General features: G+C 62.8%; 13 protein-coding genes. 3 read left to right on the top strand and 10 right to left on the bottom strand.

What is annotated here, in order from left to right; translation table 11 throughout:
- Position 1 precedes the first annotated feature (1 nt).
- The 8 genes from HT585_RS22770 to HT585_RS22735 all read right to left on the bottom strand — a co-directional run bounded on the left by HT585_RS22770 (position 2) and on the right by HT585_RS22735 (position 11,807).
- Positions 2-1,645, bottom strand: a complete 1,644-nt coding sequence (locus tag HT585_RS22770) for a monovalent cation/H+ antiporter subunit D (RefSeq protein WP_176355069.1) — start codon at positions 1,643-1,645, stop codon at positions 2-4.
- Entirely contained in the window at positions 1,614-1,961 is a 348-nt protein-coding gene (locus HT585_RS22765; RefSeq protein ID WP_173423747.1) for a Na+/H+ antiporter subunit C, read from the bottom strand. The genes HT585_RS22770 and HT585_RS22765 overlap by 32 nt, the downstream gene beginning before the upstream one ends.
- Entirely contained in the window at positions 1,961-4,867 is a 2,907-nt protein-coding gene (locus HT585_RS22760; RefSeq protein ID WP_176355068.1) for a monovalent cation/H+ antiporter subunit A, read from the bottom strand. Before HT585_RS22760 ends, HT585_RS22765 begins: the two co-directional genes overlap by 1 nt.
- Before the next feature lie 238 nt (positions 4,868-5,105).
- A complete protein-coding gene (locus HT585_RS22755; RefSeq protein WP_176355067.1) occupies positions 5,106-7,775 on the bottom strand; it encodes an EAL domain-containing protein in 2,670 nt (889 codons plus the stop codon).
- A 103-nt stretch (positions 7,776-7,878) separates the two neighbouring features.
- Positions 7,879-8,067 (bottom strand): DUF3008 family protein, encoded by a 189-nt coding sequence (locus HT585_RS22750; RefSeq protein ID WP_176355066.1) that lies wholly within the window; start codon positions 8,065-8,067, stop codon positions 7,879-7,881.
- A 68-nt stretch (positions 8,068-8,135) separates the two neighbouring features.
- Positions 8,136-9,749, bottom strand: a complete 1,614-nt coding sequence (locus HT585_RS22745) for a cisplatin damage response ATP-dependent DNA ligase (RefSeq protein WP_176355065.1) — start codon at positions 9,747-9,749, stop codon at positions 8,136-8,138.
- Positions 9,750-9,752: 3 nt separating this feature from the next.
- A complete protein-coding gene (locus HT585_RS22740) occupies positions 9,753-10,763 on the bottom strand; it encodes a ligase-associated DNA damage response exonuclease (protein WP_176355064.1) in 1,011 nt (336 codons plus the stop codon).
- A gap of 90 nt (positions 10,764-10,853) precedes the next feature.
- Positions 10,854-11,807 (bottom strand): nucleoside hydrolase, encoded by a 954-nt coding sequence (locus HT585_RS22735; protein ID WP_176355063.1) that lies wholly within the window; start codon positions 11,805-11,807, stop codon positions 10,854-10,856.
- Between the two features lie 253 nt (positions 11,808-12,060).
- Here HT585_RS22735 and HT585_RS22730 point away from each other — a divergent pair, with 253 nt between their 5' ends.
- Positions 12,061-12,714, top strand: coding sequence for a hypothetical protein (locus HT585_RS22730; protein ID WP_176355062.1), 654 nt, complete (start codon positions 12,061-12,063; stop codon positions 12,712-12,714).
- Between the two features lie 106 nt (positions 12,715-12,820).
- Here HT585_RS22730 and lysS read toward each other — a convergent pair whose 3' ends face one another.
- Both lysS and gltX read right to left on the bottom strand, forming a co-directional pair.
- Positions 12,821-14,317: a lysine--tRNA ligase gene (gene lysS, locus HT585_RS22725; protein ID WP_176355061.1), complete on the bottom strand. Its 1,497-nt coding sequence runs from the start codon at positions 14,315-14,317 to the stop codon at positions 12,821-12,823.
- Between the two features lie 10 nt (positions 14,318-14,327).
- Complete coding sequence (gene gltX, locus HT585_RS22720; protein WP_176355060.1) at positions 14,328-15,785, bottom strand: glutamate--tRNA ligase; 1,458 nt, start codon at positions 15,783-15,785, stop codon at positions 14,328-14,330.
- A gap of 256 nt (positions 15,786-16,041) precedes the next feature.
- Here gltX and HT585_RS22715 point away from each other — a divergent pair, with 256 nt between their 5' ends.
- Both HT585_RS22715 and HT585_RS22710 read left to right on the top strand, forming a co-directional pair.
- Entirely contained in the window at positions 16,042-16,389 is a 348-nt protein-coding gene (locus HT585_RS22715) for an ArsR/SmtB family transcription factor (RefSeq protein ID WP_176355059.1), read from the top strand.
- A gap of 233 nt (positions 16,390-16,622) precedes the next feature.
- The gene (locus tag HT585_RS22710) at positions 16,623-17,003 is read left to right on the top strand and encodes a VOC family protein (RefSeq protein WP_176355058.1); all 381 of its coding nucleotides are present in this window, start codon (positions 16,623-16,625) and stop codon (positions 17,001-17,003) included.
- Positions 17,004-17,271 lie beyond the last annotated feature (268 nt).

Below are 17,271 nucleotides of genomic sequence, written 5' to 3'. Positions count from 1 at the left end.
GCTACTGCCCTCCCACGCGGGGCGCCGTCAGGACGCGCTGTGTATAGCCTGAGGGATCGAGCAGGGAATCCGCCGTCGCCTGCATGTAGCGCATTGTCGGGCCTGCCTGCAGGCTCAGGAAGATGCAGGCGCCGAGCAGCACCACCACCGGCGCGATCTCGATGACGAAGACCCGCGGAACGGTGTTTTCGATCGACGCCCAGAAGGTGCGGATGCCGACGCGGTTCATCGCGATCATGGCGGAAAGGCCCGACAGGATCAGCAAGGTGACATAGGTCCAGTCGGCGGCCGAGAGTGCCGGCGCGGGCTCAGCGCCGGAGAGGCCGAAGAGACCGCTCAGGATCGCGAACTTGGCAACGAACCCCGAGAGCGGCGGTAGGCCGGCAAGCAGCAGCGCGCAGAGGCAGAAGCAGAGGCCGAGCACCGCCATGGTGCCCGGAATGGCTGCACCCGCTTCATCGACTTCCTCGTCCTCGTCGGCGTCACCATAGGCTTCCATCGTCACCGCCAGAACGTCGGCGCCGGCGTCGCGGCCGCGCTCCACCAGTTCGATCAGCAGGAAGAACGCCGAGATCGTCAGGGTCGAGCTGACGAGATAGAAGAGCGCGCCGGCAATCATGCTCGAATGCCCGAGGCCGATCGCCGCCATCAAGGTGCCCGAGGAGACGAGCACCGAATAGGCGGCAAGCCTCGCCATCGCCTGCGAGGCGAGCACGCCGATTGCGCCAAAGGCGATCGTCAGCATGCCGCCCACCACCAGCAGCGTCTGGCCGAAGCCGGCGGAGACGCCGGCATTGGCGCCGAAGACGAGCAGAGACAGACGCAGGATGACGTAGATGCCGACCTTCGTCAGCACGGCAAAGACGGCCGCAACGGGCGGTGTCGCCGCGGAATAGGCAGTCGGCAGCCAGAAGCTCAGGGGCCACATGCCGGCCTTGACCAGGAAGGCGACGCCAAGGATGCCGGCGCCGACTTCGACCATCTGCCGGTTTTCCGGCGAGATGGTCGCGAGCTTGATGGCAAGGTCCGCCATGTTCAGCGTGCCGGTCGCGCCATAGATCAAGCTGACGCCGATCAGGAAAAGCGACGAGGCGGCAAGGTTGATCGCGACATAGTGTAGGCCGGCCTTGACGCGCAGAGGGCCGGAGCCGTGCAGCAACAGACCATAGGATGCCGCCAGCATGATCTCGAAGAAGACGAAGAGATTGAACAGGTCTCCCGTCAGGAACGCGCCATTAAGGCCGGCGATCAGCAGCTGGAACAGCGAATGGAAGTGATGGCCGGCGGTGTGCCAGCGGGCAATCGAATAGACCTGGGCTGCGAGCGCCAGGCCGCTCGTCAGGCACAGCATCAGCGCCGACAGCCGATCGAGCACCAGCACGATGCCGAACGGTGCCGGCCAATTGCCGAGTTGGTAGACACTCGTGCCGGCAAGGAAACCTTCCGTCGAGGCGCTCGCGCGCATGAGCACCATCGAGAGCACGAAGAGGACAAGCGTCGAGACGAAGCCCATGACGCCCTTGATCATGCGGTTGCGCTCGTCGATCGGGATCATCGCTGCGCCGACCATGAGCGGTATGAGGATGGGCAGGATGATCAGGTGGTGCAGCCAATCACTCACTGCGCTGCTCCCTTCCATCGACATGGTCGGTGCCTGTGAAGCCGCGCGAGGCGAGCAGCACGACGAGGAAGAGTGCCGTCATGGCAAAGCCGATGACGATGGCAGTCAGCACCAGAGCCTGTGGCACCGGGTCTGTGTAGCGCGAGAGATCGCCGACCCCGCCGGGTTCCAGAATGGGGGGCGCGTTCACACGCAGCCGCCCCATGCTGAAGATGAAGAGATTGACGGCATAGGAGAGCAGCGACAGGCCGATGATCACCTGGTAGGTGCGCGGCCGAAGCAGGAGGTAGACGCCCGAAGCGGTGAGCACGCCGATGGCGGCGGACAGGATGATCTCCATTACTTCGCCTCCTTTGCGGCGCGAAGGGCGCGGGCATGGGCACGCGGCGCGCGGATCGACTGGTGCGCGAGCGCGATCAGGATGAGGACCGTTGCTCCGACCACCAGCGAGAAGACGCCGAGGTCGAAGAAGATCGCGCTTGCCAGCGGGATTTTTCCGACGATCGGCAGGGTAACGTACTGCGCATGCGAGGTCAGGAACGGGTAGCCGAACAACCACGAGCCGATGCCGGTTGCCGCCGCGACGAGAATGCCGATGCTCATCCAGCGCAGTGGATGAATGCGCAGCCGCTCCTCGACCCAGCGGGTGCCGCCCGACATATACTGCAGGATGAAGCCAATCGACATGGCGATGCCGGCGGCAAAGCCGCCGCCTGGCAGGTCATGGCCGCGCAGGAAGAAATAGGCCGCCAACATGCCGCTGACCGGGAACATCCAGCGCATGATCACCGAGGGAACGAACAGATACTCGGCGACGCTGTCGCCCTTGGCGCGATCGGGATGATCGTCGTCAAAGGCGTTCTGCACCTGCTGCTGTTCCGGCGCCTCCAGGCTGTCGGCCTGCGGACGGAAGCGGAGCAGAAGGGCAAAGACGGTGAGTGCGACGATGGCCAGCACCGCGATCTCGCCGAGTGTGTCGAAGCCGCGGAAGTCGACGAGGATTACGTTGACGACATTGGTGCCGCCGCCTTCCGTGTAGGCCCGCTCGAGGAAGTAGCTGGCGATGGTTTCCGGCATCGGTCGGGTCATCACCGTATAGGCGATCAGCGCCACGCCGCCGCCTGCCACAAGGGCAAGCACAAAGTCGCGCAGGCGCCGCAGGCGAACCCGCAGCGACAGAAGTTCGGATTCCTGGGTGTCCTCGATGCGCTTTGGCAGCCAGCGCAGGCCGAGCAGGATCAGCACTGTCGTAACGATCTCCACGAGCAGCTGGGTGACGGCGAGGTCGGGCGCCGACAGCCAGACGAAGGTGATGCAGGTGACGAGACCGGCGCCGCCGAGAAGCACGAGAGCCGCCAACCGGTGGAACTTCGCCTGGTAGGCGGCGCCCACGGCGCAGGCGATGCCGATCGCCCAGAGCAGCGCGAAGGCCGGATCGATGCCGCGCACGAGAAGCGACGGCAGTTCGAACTGGTTGAGCAGCAACGGCAGGGCGCCGGCCATGATCGCGACGAAGACGAGGAAGCGCATCTGGGGCTGCAGCCGGCGCGTGCCGAGCCGCTGTTCGAGCCAGCGCGCCCATTTCCATGAGAGTGTCACCAGCACGCGCTCGAAGATGCGCTGGCCGTGGAGCAGGCGGAAGACCGGCGGTCCCTCGGTGCTGGTCGCCAGATAGTTCTTCATCAGGAAATAAAGGCCGATGCCGCCGAGAAGCGCCACGAAGCTCATGATCAGCGGCAGGTTCCAGCCGTGCCAGACCGACAGGCTGTATTGCGGGGTGCTGGTCCCGAGGATCGACACGACGGCGGTGTGCAGGAACGGGCCGATGGTGATTGCCGGGATGATGCCGACGACGAGACAGGCAAGAACCAGGAACTCGATCGGCGCACGCATCCAGCGCGGCGGTTCATGCGGGATTTTTGGCAGATCGTCCGGGGTCTTGCCGAAGAAGACGCTGTGGATGAAGCGCAGCGAGTAGGTCACCGCGAACATGCCGGCCAGGGTGGCGACGTAGGGCGTGATCGTATCGAGCAGGTTGGCCTGATGCGTCTCGATCGCCTCGGCGAAGAACATCTCCTTGGAGATGAAGCCGTTCAGCAACGGTACCCCGGCCATTGCGGCGCTCGCGACCATGGCGAGCATGGCGGTTCCCGGCATGTAGCGTATCAACCCGCCGAGTTTGCGCATGTCGCGCGTCCCGGTCTCATGGTCGATGATGCCGGCGGCCATGAACAGCGATGCCTTGAACGTCGCGTGATTGACGATGTGGAAGACGGCGGCGACGGCAGCCAGCGGGCTGCCGAGGCTGAGCAGCACCGTGATCAGCCCGAGATGACTGATGGTCGAATAGGCGAGAAGCCCTTTCAGGTCCTGTTGGAAGATCGCGAAATAGGCGCCGAGTAGCAGCGTCGTCAGGCCGGCAAGCCCGACGATCCAGAACCAGGCCTCGGTGCCGGCCATAACCGGCCAGAACCGCACGAGCAGGAACACGCCTGCCTTCACCATGGTCGCCGAATGCAAGTATGCCGAGACCGGGGTTGGTGCCGCCATGGCGTGCGGCAGCCAGAAATGGAACGGGAACTGCGCGCTCTTGGTCAGGGCGCCGAGCAGGATCAGCACCAATGTCGCCAGATAGAGCGGGTGTTCGCGGATCGTGTCGCCGGAGGCGAGCACGACGTCGAGATCGTAGCTGCCGACAATGCGGCCCATGATCAGCAGGCCGACCAGCATGCAGAGCCCGCCCATGCCCGTCATCGTCAGCGCCATGCGCGCGCCGTCGCGGGCGTGGGCATTGTGATGCCAATAGCCGATGAGCAGGAACGAGACGATGCTCGTCAGTTCCCAGAAAACCGCAAGCAGGATCAGGTTGCCGGAAAGGACGACGCCGAGCATCGACCCCATGAAGGCGAGGAACAGCGCAAAGAAGCGCGGGACGGGATCTTCAGCCGCCATGTAATAGCGGGCGTAGAGCACGACGAGCACGCCGATCGCGGTCACCAGCACCGTGAACAGCCAGGCGAAACCATCCATCCTCAAGGTGAAGTTGAGACCGAGTTCCGGCATCCAGGCCAGTTCATAGCGAAGAACGCCGCCGGAGGTGACGAACGGGTAGAGGCCGGCCGCAATCAGGAAGCAGAGAAGCGCGATCGCGCCTGCGAACCAGGCCGTTGCGCCGCGTTGATCGGATGGAAAGAAGATTGCAATGAGGCTTCCCGCGAACGGGGCTAGGATGAAGACAGAAAGCAATTTCCCCGCGTATTCGATCGTACCGTTCCCTTCTCTTGGGCATAATGGAGATTGGGTGCCGAAGCCCCTCAAGGACCATCGCTGACGCAACGGTCGCAGACGATGCCGTCATAGTCCCGCATAGGGGTAACAGGCATATGTTTTTATGACGATTTTCCCGAGGGCTGCCAAGCCTCGATGGTGGGAAAAATGTGAGATTGCGTCATTTTTGACCAGCTCGGCGGTGATAGAGGCGATGTCAGGCCGCCTGCCACCTGCGCTCGAAAATGAAGGTGGCGAGATCGTTGGCGCTCATCGGCCGGGCAAAGGCATAGCCCTGCAGGCCGTGACAGCCGAGCTCCTGCAGAATCCGGGCATGCTCGAGCGTTTCGACACCCTCTGCGATCACTTCGATGCCGAGCGAGGTGCCGATATCGATGATCGATTCGACAAGGCGCTTTTCGGTCGGCGAATTCAGGATCGGCAGAATCAACTGGCGATCGATCTTCAGGCGCCTTGGGGTCAGCTTCAAGAGGCTGAGGATCGAGGCATAGCCGGTGCCGAAATCGTCGATCTCGATATCAATGCCGAGTTCCTTGATCCGGCGAATGTTCGACAACACGGTGATGTCGCTCTCGTCGAAGGAGATCGATTCCAGGAGCTCGAAGGACACGCGGCCGCGTGGGATCTGCAATTTTTCGAGACGGTCGATCAGCCCCTCATCGTGCAGACGCGCATAGGAGAGGTTGACCGAAACCTTCGGGATATGGATGCCGTTGGCCTCCCAGCGGTAAATCTGGAACAGCGCCTGCTCCAGGATCGCCTGGTCGATGGAGGCGACGACATTGATGTCTTCGGCGGTCTTGAGAAAGGTGTGCGGACCCAGCAGCCCCTTGGTCGGATGGTCCCAGCGCGCGAGCGCTTCGACGCCGATGACCTCAAGGGTGCTCGGACAGAACTGCGGCTGGAAATGCGCGATGAATTCCTTGTGTTCCAAGCCGCGAAGGATCTCGTCGGCAGTCTGCTTGGTTTTGAACACGGCGGTCTTCAGATCGCCGGTGAAGGTTTCGTGCCGGTTGCGACCGCGGCGCTTGGCCTCGTAGAGGGCAATATCGGCATTGACGAGGATCTGGGATAGATCGTCGGTCGGCCTGGCCTGGGCGGCTATGCCGATACTGACGCCGATGCGGCATTCCTGGTCCTTGTAGCGAACGGGAATGCTCATCGCCTCGATGATGCAGGACGCGAGCCGCGCGTCGGGCTCGGCGCTGTCTTCCGGGCGGACGATGACGAACTCGTCACCGCCGATGCGGGCGACGAAGTCCTTCTCGTTCGCGTTGGTGCGCAGCAGCTCCGCGGCGTGGCGCAGGATTTCGTCGCCTGCGGCGTGACCGAGCGTATCGTTGATCTGTTTGAACCGATCGAGATCCATGTGGAAAATGCTGAGTCTCGCCTCGGCATCGAAGTGATGGCTTCTGTCGGCGAGTACCTGGTCGAGGAACCGGCGGTTGGGCAAACCGGTCAGCGGATCGTGCAGGGCATTGAACTCCATGCGGTGGCGAGCTGCTTCCAGTTCGGCGCTATGCGCTTCGGCTTGCCGCTTGGCTTCCGACAGCGTGGCGCGGGTCTGGATGTCGGCCGTGACGTCCCAGTTGACGCCGACGATCTTCTTGCGCCCATCGGCGCCGTCATAGGTCGAGCCGATGGCACGGATGTGGCGGATGGTGTCATCCGGCAGTCGCACCCGAAACTCGGAGTTGTAAGGGGCGCCCGAGCGAAGTGCTTCGGCAAACTCCTGCTCGGCATGAGCGACATCGTCGGGATGCAGGCTGGACTTCCAGTCGTCATAGGCCTGGCGGATCGATCCCGTCTTGCCGTAGAGTTCCTTCATGCGCTCGTCCCAGAGCAGCTTGCCGCTGGCGACGTCGAGTTCCCAGATGCCGATCTCCGAGGTGTCGAGGGCAATCTTCAGGCGATGCGACAGTTCCTGCAGTTGTGCCTTGCTCTGTCTGAGGGCGCGGATGTTGTTCTGGCGCTCGCTCATCAACCGTCCGGTCAAGAGCATCGGCAGGACGATCATCAGGCCGCCGGCGAAAATCAGCGCGCGGATGAACCAGGCATTGCGCGCCGTTTGCGGCCAACCGCCCTTGGGAACCGCGGCGATGTGCCAGGAACCGCCAGGAAGCAAAACCGTCATCTCCACCGGCGCCTGATCGAATATCCTGGCATTTCCGTAGAAGGCCGTGCCGTCACTGCCTGTCCCGTCGCGGCCGGTGATGGCGATATCGATGCCGAGCGAAGGGGAGGAGAGGCCGCTGTCATGATAGAGACGATCGACGTCGATAACGGCGGACACTATGCCCCAGAAGCGATTGCTGCCGCCGCCGGCTTCGATCGAGACCGGAAAACGACCGATCAGCCCGCGCCCGCCCTGCACCAGGTCCACGGGACCCGCCAGAACCATCTTGCCGGTGTCCCTGACCTTCATGACGGCGGCGCGCTGCGCCTCGTTCTTGCGGTAGTCGAGCCCGATCGCCTTTTCGTTGCCTTGCATGGGGAAGGCCATGCGCACGATGAGGTCGGGTGCGGCGGCGATGCTGCGCAGCTGGGAGCGTTCGGTGAAAATGCTGCGGGAGAGCGCGGCGAAGCGCTGCTGACCCATGCCCGGCTCGGTGACGATGGTGCCGATCAGGCCGCGCACGAGCTGGATATTGCCGTTGATGCTGGCTTCGAGCTTGGAGCGGATCGGGTTGAGTTCGCCGGCGACTTGTGAGCGCACACGCGCTTCGGAGACCACCTGGTTCTGGTTGTCTGCGAGGATGCCGGCCACCAGAACGACGAGAGAGGCGATGACCGCGGGAAGGTAGTTCGGCGTCAGAAACCCGGAGAGTTTCTTTTTCCCGAGATCGAAGGCATGTCTGGCAGGCACAAGATCACCCCGGCGGCATCAGAAGGATAAGAAACGACCGGGATGATCCCAAATTGGTATTAACAATTATTGTTTTAGTTCCGGCTTTTATGCCTGCCGAGGCTCATTTTTCCGTCTTGCGCTCGGGCAGGTTCTTGCGTCTGGTTTCGGCAAGGTCTTCGAGTTCGCGTTCGGTCATGGATTTCTCCATTTCGCGCGATGCACCCTTGAGTTCGGATTTCTTCATGTCTCCACGTTTGGCGGCAAGGGCTGCACCGGCCGCCTTCTGCTGTGCCTTGGATTTTGCAGGCATGTCGCATCTCCTCGTGCGCTTTTGAACAGGTCAAACGTTGGCCAGGCCAGCGGGTTCCCCGTTTTCGATCACGATTTACTCTCGATCATCGCCTGCAAGGTCTCCAGTCGGTCGGCCTCATGGGGGAGCTTGTCCTGCCTTAGCCGCGCGATGCGAGGAAAGCGCATGGCAACGCCGGACTTGTGCCGCGTCGAGCGGTTGAGGCCCTCGAAGGCGACCTCGACGACGAAGCCAAAATCCGGTTCCGCTCGCACCGCCCTGACCGGGCCGAAGCGCTCGGTGGTATTGTCCCTGACGAAGCGATCGAGGATTTCGAGCTCGGCATCGGTGAAGCCGAAATAGGCCTTGCCCACCGGCACCAGTGTCTCCTTGCCATCGATCTCGGTCCAGACGCCGAAGGTGAAGTCCGAATAATAGCTGGAGCGCTTGCCGTGGCCGCGCTGGGCATACATCAGCACGGCGTCGACATTGTAGGGTGCGCGCTTCCATTTGAACCAGGGGCCCTTGGCCCGGCCGGCGGTGTAGGGCGAATCCAGCCGCTTCAGCATGACGCCTTCGATGACGGGATCGGGCGGATCGGACCGCAACTGGTCGAGCTCCTCCCAGGAGGAAAACGGTACGAGCGGCGAGAGGTCGAAATGCTGCGGCGAGGCGCGTTCCATGAGATCACCGAGCATTGCCCGCCGCGCCAGGAAGCCTTCAGGCCGCACGTCGGTTTCTCCCGAAAAGAGCACGTCATAGGCGCGGATGAAGGCGGGGTATTCGTCGAGCATCTTGCGGCTGACGGTCTTGCGGTTGAGCCGCTGCTGCAGGTCCGAAAACGTCCGGGTTGCGCGGTTGGTGCGGGAGGTTCCGCCGACCAAAAGTTCGCCGTCGATGATGCCGGAAAAGTCGGCGGCCTCAAGCACGTCGGGGAAAGCCCCCGAGATTTCGTCGCCGCTACGCGAATAGAGCCGCCTGGTCCCGCCGATATTGGCGAGTTGCACACGGATGCCGTCCCATTTCCATTCGGCGGCAAAATCCTTGGGATCCAGCCCGTCGAGGTCGCCTTCGCCGATGGGCGTGGCAAGCATCACCGAGTGGAAGACGGCGGGCGTCGACAGCACCGGCCTTTCCGCCTGACCCGTGAGCCATTGGAACAGCGGCAGGTAGGGTGGCGCGAGCCCATGCCAGAGGGTCTCGATCTCGGTGACGTCCTTGCCGCCCATTTCGGCCAGCGCCTGCTTGGCAAGCTTGGCGGAGACGCCGATGCGCAGGCCGCCGGTCACGAGCTTCAGGAAAGCGAAACGCGCCGAAGTGTCGAGCCGGTCGAGCATGTCGCGGACGACGCTGCGCACATCGGCGCGGCCGGTCGTCTGCAGCTTCTCGATGGCGTCGCCGAGCGGAATGTCGTCCGGCACGACGCCTGAGGGCGGTTCCCAGACCAGCGATACCGTCTCGGCGAGGTCGCCGACATAATCGTAGGAATAACGAAACAGCACTTCGTCCATGCGCTCGAGCAGGAGGTCGCGGATCATCGCCGGCTTGACGGTGGCAAGCGACAGCGTGCCGGCGATGGCCGCGAGCGCGTAGCCGCGGTCCGGATCGGACGCAGTTACGAAGTAGTCCGCAAGCAGCCGGATCTTGGCGTTGCGTTGTGGCGTCAGAACGAGGCGATCCAGCAGTTCGGCGAAGGCCTTCATCGCTCATTCCCCCTCGTCATCGTAGCCGACGAGATGCAGGGGCCGCGCGGCGATGCCCTCAAGCTCGCACCAGCGCACCAGCGCCTCTTCGCGCCCATGGGTGACCCAGACCTGCGCCGGGCCGATCTCGCGGATCGTTTGCGTCAGTTCAGGCCAGTCGCAATGATCGGAGATGACCAGCGGCAATTCGACCCCTCGCTGCTTTGCGCGCTGCCGGATCATCATCCAGCCTGAGGCGAAGATCGCAAGGGGATCGACGAAGCGCCGCGCCCAGCGGTCGGCGAAAGCCGCTGGCGGGCCGATGACGACGGTGCCGGCAAAATCCTGCTTGTCGTCGGCGGCAAGCGTTGCCGGGCGGATTTCGCCGAGGTCGATGCCTTCGCTGCGATAGTAGTCGCAGAGTTTCTGCAAGGCGCCATGGATGTAGATTGGCTCGTCGTAACCCTGCTCGCGCAGAAGCGCGATCACCCGCTGCGCCTTGCCGAGCGCATAGGCGCCGACCACATGGGTGCGCTCGGGGAATTGCTTCAGCGACGTCAGCAGTTTCTGCATTTCGGCGCGGTCGTCAGGGTGGTGGAAGACCGGCAGGCCGAAGGTCGCCTCGGTGATGAAGACGTCGCAGGGGACCGGTTCGAAGGCCAGGCAGGTCGGGTCGCGCCGGCGTTTGTAATCGCCCGAGACGACGATGCGCGTGCCCTTGGCCATGACCGAAATCTGCGCCGAGCCGAGCACATGGCCCGCCGGGTGAAAGCGCACCTCGACGCCATTGACAATTATCGTCTCGCCCAGCGCTACGGCCTGGCTCGTACCGCAAAAGCCTTCGCCATAACGGATACGCATGATGTCGAGGGTTTCGCGGGTGGCGAGCACCTGGCCGTGGCCGGCACGGGCGTGGTCGGAATGACCGTGGGTGATCAGGGCGCGATCGACCGGCTGGACCGGATCGATGTAGAAATCCCCGATCTCGCAATAGAGACCTTTCGGGGCGGGATAGAGCAGGGCGTCTGGTTTCATGCCCTTAGAGATAGCTGGCGAAAACAGATCCGCCAGCCATGGGTGCAAAGTTTTCGAGCGGTCGGCAATGCCGATCCGTCCGGGCTGGCATCAGTCGTGCAGTGCCAGCGTGTCGCCGATCAGCTTCAGGGCCTTTGCCGCATCGATGTCGATGCAGGCCTTCTGGCTCGGCAGGTTGTCCCATGGGCTCGGCGGGAACAGCCGGCTGTCGGGCTTCTGGATCGTCTGGCCATCGGCAATGCCGCCGCAGACGACACGGATGACGCCGCTACGCACCTTGAACAGATCAGGCGCCACGACATAGGCGCAGGCGCAACTGTCATGCACCACCATGCCATCGGGCACATGCTGCTCATAGAAGGTGATATAGAACTGCGAGATGTCGGAGAGAAGCTTCGCCGGCGCTCCGCCGCGCTCGGCGATGTCGGCGAGCATCGCCTTGGTCATCACCGTCTTGGTGGTGACGTCGAGGCCGACGACCGTGACCGGCCAGGGCGCGGTCATGACGACGTCGGCCGCCTCGGGGTCGCCATGGATATTGGCTTCGGCAGCCGGCGTGATGTTGCCGTTGACGTCGAAGGCGCCGCCCATGATCACCACTTCGCGCACCAACGGCGCAAAGTCCGGATCTTCGCGCAGCGCCAGCGCCAGGTTGGTCATGCGGCCGACGGCAATCAGCGTCACTTCGCCGGGATTGGCGCGCACTGTGTCGATGATGAAGCGGTGCGCGGAACGCGGATCGACCGGGAGGTCGATCGTCTCGGGCACGTCGATATTGCCGAGGCCGTCATCGCCGTGGATGAAGGTCGGCCAGCCGACATGCGGCCGATCCGGATTGAAGGTCTTGTCGAGACCTTTTGCCACCGGCGCCTTTATGCCCCACTCACGCTTCAGAAACAGCGCGTTGCGCGTCGTCGTCTCGACGGAGGCGTTGCCGAAGACCGTGGTAATGCCGATGAGATCGATATCCGGGTGGCGGTGAAGGAAGAGCAGGGCCATCGCATCGTCGATGCCCGGATCCGTATCAAAGATAACTTTGTGCATGTGTTCTTCTTTTCTTTTTCTTGCGTTTGACGGGTCGCAATGGAGGCAAGATGCCCGCGAAAGTCAATCGGTGATCGATCCCAGCCGGACATGCCTGACGGCAAAGCTGGTGAAGCCTCCGACATGAACTGTGTTCTTTTCGATCACCCAGCCGCCGAACCCGCTTAAACTTTCCGAAAGGTCGAGCGCTTATCCTTGCCAGGCGCCTTCGGGCTATTGTTTCAGTTCCTGTCATGACAGCGGAGCCATTCTCGTGAAGGCTATTCTCGGCAAGTTGCGCCCATCGAAGAGGCTGGTCGTCATCCTTGCCGCTGCATTCGGCGTGTCGGCCGCCTCGGGTGCTGCCGCCGTCTATGTCGGCCGCGACGCGTTGATGGAGCGGATGTCGAAGCCTGCCACCTCCGGTCTCGAATGCACGCTGGTCAGAACTGTCAAGCTCGGCCATCACGGCCAGCGCTGGGTTCGCATGCACATCAAGACGGACCGGGCCGATGGCGAGGCGCGTATGCGCACGGCGCTGCGCGTGGTCGGTGCGCTGTCCAAGTCGGAGAAGGCCGATCTTTATCAGGTGGTCGTTCTCGATGCCGCCGGGCCGGAAGAGCGGGCTGCGGTGCGTGGCGCCGCGATCGGGGCGCAAGTTCTTTTCGCACCGGGTCCGCAAAGCGTGCCGGGCATGGACGAGCCTTTCCGCGCGTCCTACAATGACGGCAAGGCCAACTCGGCCGGTTTCTTCCACGGCAGCACCGTTGATCTCTCTGTTGGCGATATCCGTGACATGATGGCCGGCATGGAGGATCGTTCGCCCTGCATCGATCCGAACGCAATTGCTGTCGAGGGCGAGGCAGCGCCCGAGGCCGCAGCGGCAGAGCACAAGGTCGACAGCGCCGAGGCGCCGGCCGGCCACTGAGAGGCCGTCGAGACGATCGCACGCGTCGCCGGACATTCACCATCGTCAACGAAAAAGCCCGCCGCTATCGCGCCGGGCTTTTTGCTTTGTGCCGTTGTGGGCCTGATCAGTCGGCTTTGTTGCGGCGCGCCGGAAACAGGATGATGTCGCGGATCGACGGCGCGTTGGTGAGCAGCATGATCAGGCGGTCGACGCCGATGCCGAGGCCGCCGGCCGGCGGCATGCCCTGGTCGATGGCGTCAAGAAACTCGTCGTCGAGCTGCTTGGACTTTTCGCCGCGCGCATGCGCCTGCTCGAGCTGCTCGACCATGCGGGCGCGCTGCTCTTCCGGATCGTTGAGTTCGGAGAAGGCGTTGCCGAGTTCCCAGGTGTTGCAATAGGTCTCGAAGCGCTCGACAAGGCGCGGCTCACCCGGCACTTCCTTGGCGAAGGGCGAGATGTCCTTCGGGAAGTGCGTGACGTGCGACGGCTGGATCAGCGTCGGCTCGACCTTCTCTTCGAAGACGAAGGCGAGGCACTCGCCCCAGGTCCAGTCCTTCTCGACTTCGAAGCCGGCAGCCTTGGCGGCAGCGCGGGCTTCCTCGTCGGTCTTCATCGCCAGGAAATCGATGCCGGTCGCTTCCTTGACGGCATCCGGCATCGGCACGCGACGGAACGGACCCTTAAAGGAGATTTCCTTGTCGCCGAACATGAATTCGGTCGAGCCGTGGATCGACAGAGCGAGCTTGGTAAACAGCCGCTCGACAAGGTCCATGATGTCCTCGTAGTCGGCATAGGCCCAGTAGCACTCCATCATGGTGAATTCGGGATTGTGCCGCGTCGACACGCCTTCATTGCGGAAGTTGCGGTTGATCTCGAATACCTTGTCGGTCAGGCCCGATACCAGCGTGCGCTTCAGGTACAGTTCCGGCGCGATGCGCAGGTACATGTCGAGCTTCAGCGTGTTGTGATGGGTCTTGAACGGCTCGGCCGTGGCGCCGCCATAGACCGAATGCAGCATCGGCGTTTCGACTTCCATGAAGCCGTCGTCTTCCATGAAGCGGCGGATACCGGAGACGATCTTGCTGCGCTGCTGGAAGCGGAGCTTGGATTCCTCATTGGTCATGATGTCGAGGTGGCGCTTGCGGTAGCGCAGCTCGATGTCGGAGAGGCCATGCCACTTCTCAGGCATCGGCAGCAGCGACTTCGTCAGCATGGTGATCGCCTGCGCGTTGATCGTCAGCTCGCCGCGCTTGGTGCGGCGCACGACGCCGGTCACGCCGATGATGTCGCCGATGTCGATCATCGGCAGCAATGCGCGTGCGTCTTCCGGCGTGGTGTCCTTATGGCTGAAGATCTGGATCTTGCCGGAGGCGTCATGGATGTCCATGAACATGCCGGAGTTGCGCGACGAGTAGACGCGGCCGGCGACCGTGACCACGTCCTGCGTCTCGGTGTCCAGCTCCAGGTTCTCGTACTTCGCTGCCAGTTCGGCATTGGTCATCGTGCGGTGGAAATGCGCCGGATAGACGTCGCCGATCTGTTCGCGCAGCAGCTTCAGCTTCTGCGCGCGCACTTCCGTCACGTCGGAGGAGAGGGCTGTTGTCTCGGTCTTGTCGTTCATCGTCCTGTCCTTACTTTCCGCTGCCGGCCATCGAGGCGGCGACCTGGCCTGCAACCTTCAGCCGCTGGCGCACGACCGAACGGCCGAGCAGTTCCATGCTGTCGAAGAGCGGTAGGGACCGCGACGAGCCGGAGACCGCGACAAACAGCGGTGCCAGCACGACCTTGAGCTTCTTGCCCATGCGGTCGGCGATCGCGCGCAGTTCCGCCTCGATCGTTTCCTTGTTCCATTCGAGGATCTTTTCCAGGTCCGGCTGAACCGTGTTGAAGATCTCGACCAGTTCTTCCGGGCTCGACTTGATCTTGGCGAAGGCCGCGGGCTCGAGACCGAGGTCGGACTTCAACAGGAAGTCGGCAAGAGCCGGCAGTTCGCCGAGCTTGGAGATGCGCGACTGCGACAGCTTCAGGCCCTGCTTCAGGCGATCGTTCTCCGACGCCCAGGCCAGCACCCGGCCGAGGAATTCGTCGTCGCTCAGCTTCTCGCGGATCCAGCGGCCGTTCAGCCAGTCGAGCTTCTGGATGTCAAAGATCGCGCCCGACTTCGACAGGTTGTCCGGGTCGAACTTTTCGGCCAGCTCGGCCATCGTCATCAGTTCCTCGCCTTCGGCGATCTGGATGAAGAACAGGCCGAGGAAGTTCATCAACGCTTCCGGCAGATAGCCGAGCGCCGAATAATAGGAGATCGACGTCGGGTTCTTGCGCTTCGACAGCTTCGACTTGTCGGCATTGCGCATCAGCGACAGGTGCATGAACACCGGCGGCGTCAGGCCGAGATACTGATAGATCAGGATGTGCTTCGGTACCGACGCCAGCCACTCCTCGCCGCGCGCGACGTGGGTGATCTTCATCAGATAGTCGTCGACGACGTTCGCCATGTGATAGGTCGGCATGCCGTCGGCCTTGAGCAGAACCTGCATATCGACCGAATCCCACGGGATCTCGACGTCGCCGTAGACGCCGTCCGTGAACTTGCAGGAACCCTCGGTCGGGATCTTCATGCGCACGACGTGCGGCTCGCCGGCATCGACGCGGCGGGTCACTTCTTCGGCTGAGAGCGTCAGGCAGTGGCCGTCATATTTCGGCTGCTTGCCGGCGGCGCGCTGTGCCTCGCGCATCTTCTCCAGCCGCTCGGGCGTGCAGAAACAGCGGAAGCCGTGGCCGTTCTTCTCGATCTGGCGAACGTAGTCGAGATAGATGTCCTTGCGATCGCTCTGGCGGTAGGGGCCATAGGGGCCGCCGACGTCAGGGCCTTCCGACCATTCCAGCCCGCACCATTTCAGCGCATCCAGCACCTTCTGCTCGAACTCCGGCGTCGAGCGGGTGGCGTCGGTATCCTCGATCCGCAGGATGAAGGTACCGCCGTGCTTCTTTGCGAAGAGGTAGTTGAACAGTGCGATATAGGCTGTGCCGACATGCGGCTCGCCGGTGGGGGAGGGTGCGATGCGTACCCGTACTGCTGAATCGGTCATGGTCTTTGCCCGTTTGACGTGCTTTTCGCCCCTTGCCGGAAGACAAGTCCGGCCGCCGGGCGCGCATTTTATGGGAAGGAAAGGCCCGTAGGGGTGCCGCACCAGCGGTATCGGCGGGCAATTCCAGTCGGCTCGCGTGAGACCATAGAACATGGAGCATGTCAACGGAAAGTGGATCACTCCGGTTTTTGTTGACACTGCCGATGGCTAGCTATATTGAACCGTAAGGTTATTTAACTGAAAGGTTTTTTAGAAAATGCCGGAAGATCGCCTGTCGACCACGCTCTCAGCCCTTGCCGACCCCACGCGCAGGGCCATCCTCGCCCGGCTCTCGCTCGGCGAGGCCTCGGTCGGCGAACTGGCGGAGCCATTCGATATGAGCCTGCCGGCTGTTTCCAAGCACCTGAAAGTCCTTGAGCGCGCCGGCCTGATCAGCCGAGGCCGCGAGGCGCAATGGCGCCCCTGCCGGCTCGAGGCCGCGCCCTTGCGCGACATCAACAGCTGGCTCGACAGCTACCGCCGCTTCTGGGAAGAGAAGTTCGATCGCCTCGACCTCTATCTGCAGGAGTTGCAGAAGGGGAACCCGGACGCAGAGAAGAACTGATCGCGGCGATCTTGCTGGCGCGCTGTGCCTGCGCTACACATCCTGTGTCGAAAAAGGCAGGACCGGATATGGTAAGCCCGGTCCCTTCGTCGCCGTCCAGGCGGTTGCGAAGCTCTGCTCGAACCTGATCGTTCGAACCCGCGGCGTGGTTCCGATGCATCCGCATCGGTCCGCGGCGGGGTGTATCCGGACCAGACGCAGTCCGCCGCGTTTCTCAAACACGGAGACTGCACATGCGACTGAACCATCTCGATCTTCACAGCCCCGTCGTTGCCGAAACGGCGGCATTCTTCATCGACCACCTTGGCTTCATGGCTGTCGAAACGCGCGGCAAGGATGCCTTTTATCGCCTGACGGACGAAGCCGGCATGGTGCTGGTGATCAGCCCGCCGATCGCCAGGCTCGGCGGTGGCGACCAGGTCAGCCTCGGCCTACAGACCTACCATGTCGGCTTCCTGCTGCCCGAGAGGGTACAGGTCGAGGATGCCTACAGACGCATCCTGCCGACGGGCATCCGCATGACCGATCCGGAAGAGCGGCATGGTGCCTATGTCTTCTATATGGTCGTCCCCGGCAACATCCTGGTGGAGATCGGCCATCGTCCTGACACCTGAGGTTTCCAGGAACGATTGACCGGATGGGACGTTATCCGTGCGAGAGGCGCTGGCTGTGCCAATCGGACAAGACGGAGGTAGTGAACACGGGAATTTTTCCGATTTCTTCCCGTGGCCAACGAAACGGCAGTCGAGCTCCCTGACCCGTCCGGCTTGCGCTCTCACGAACGCCCACAGCAAGATGGCCTGCATCCTCCGTGATGCAGGCTTTTTTTGTGCTATTCACGAAAAAGGGCGGAGCCATGAAGCTCCGCCCTCCTGATCTTGC

It is taken from the genome of Ensifer oleiphilus (assembly GCF_013371465.1).
GTDB classification, from domain to species: Bacteria; Pseudomonadota; Alphaproteobacteria; order Rhizobiales; family Rhizobiaceae; genus Ensifer; species Ensifer oleiphilus.
Note: the sequence above shows the minus strand (reverse complement) of the source record. Positions and strands in the feature narration are given on the sequence as shown.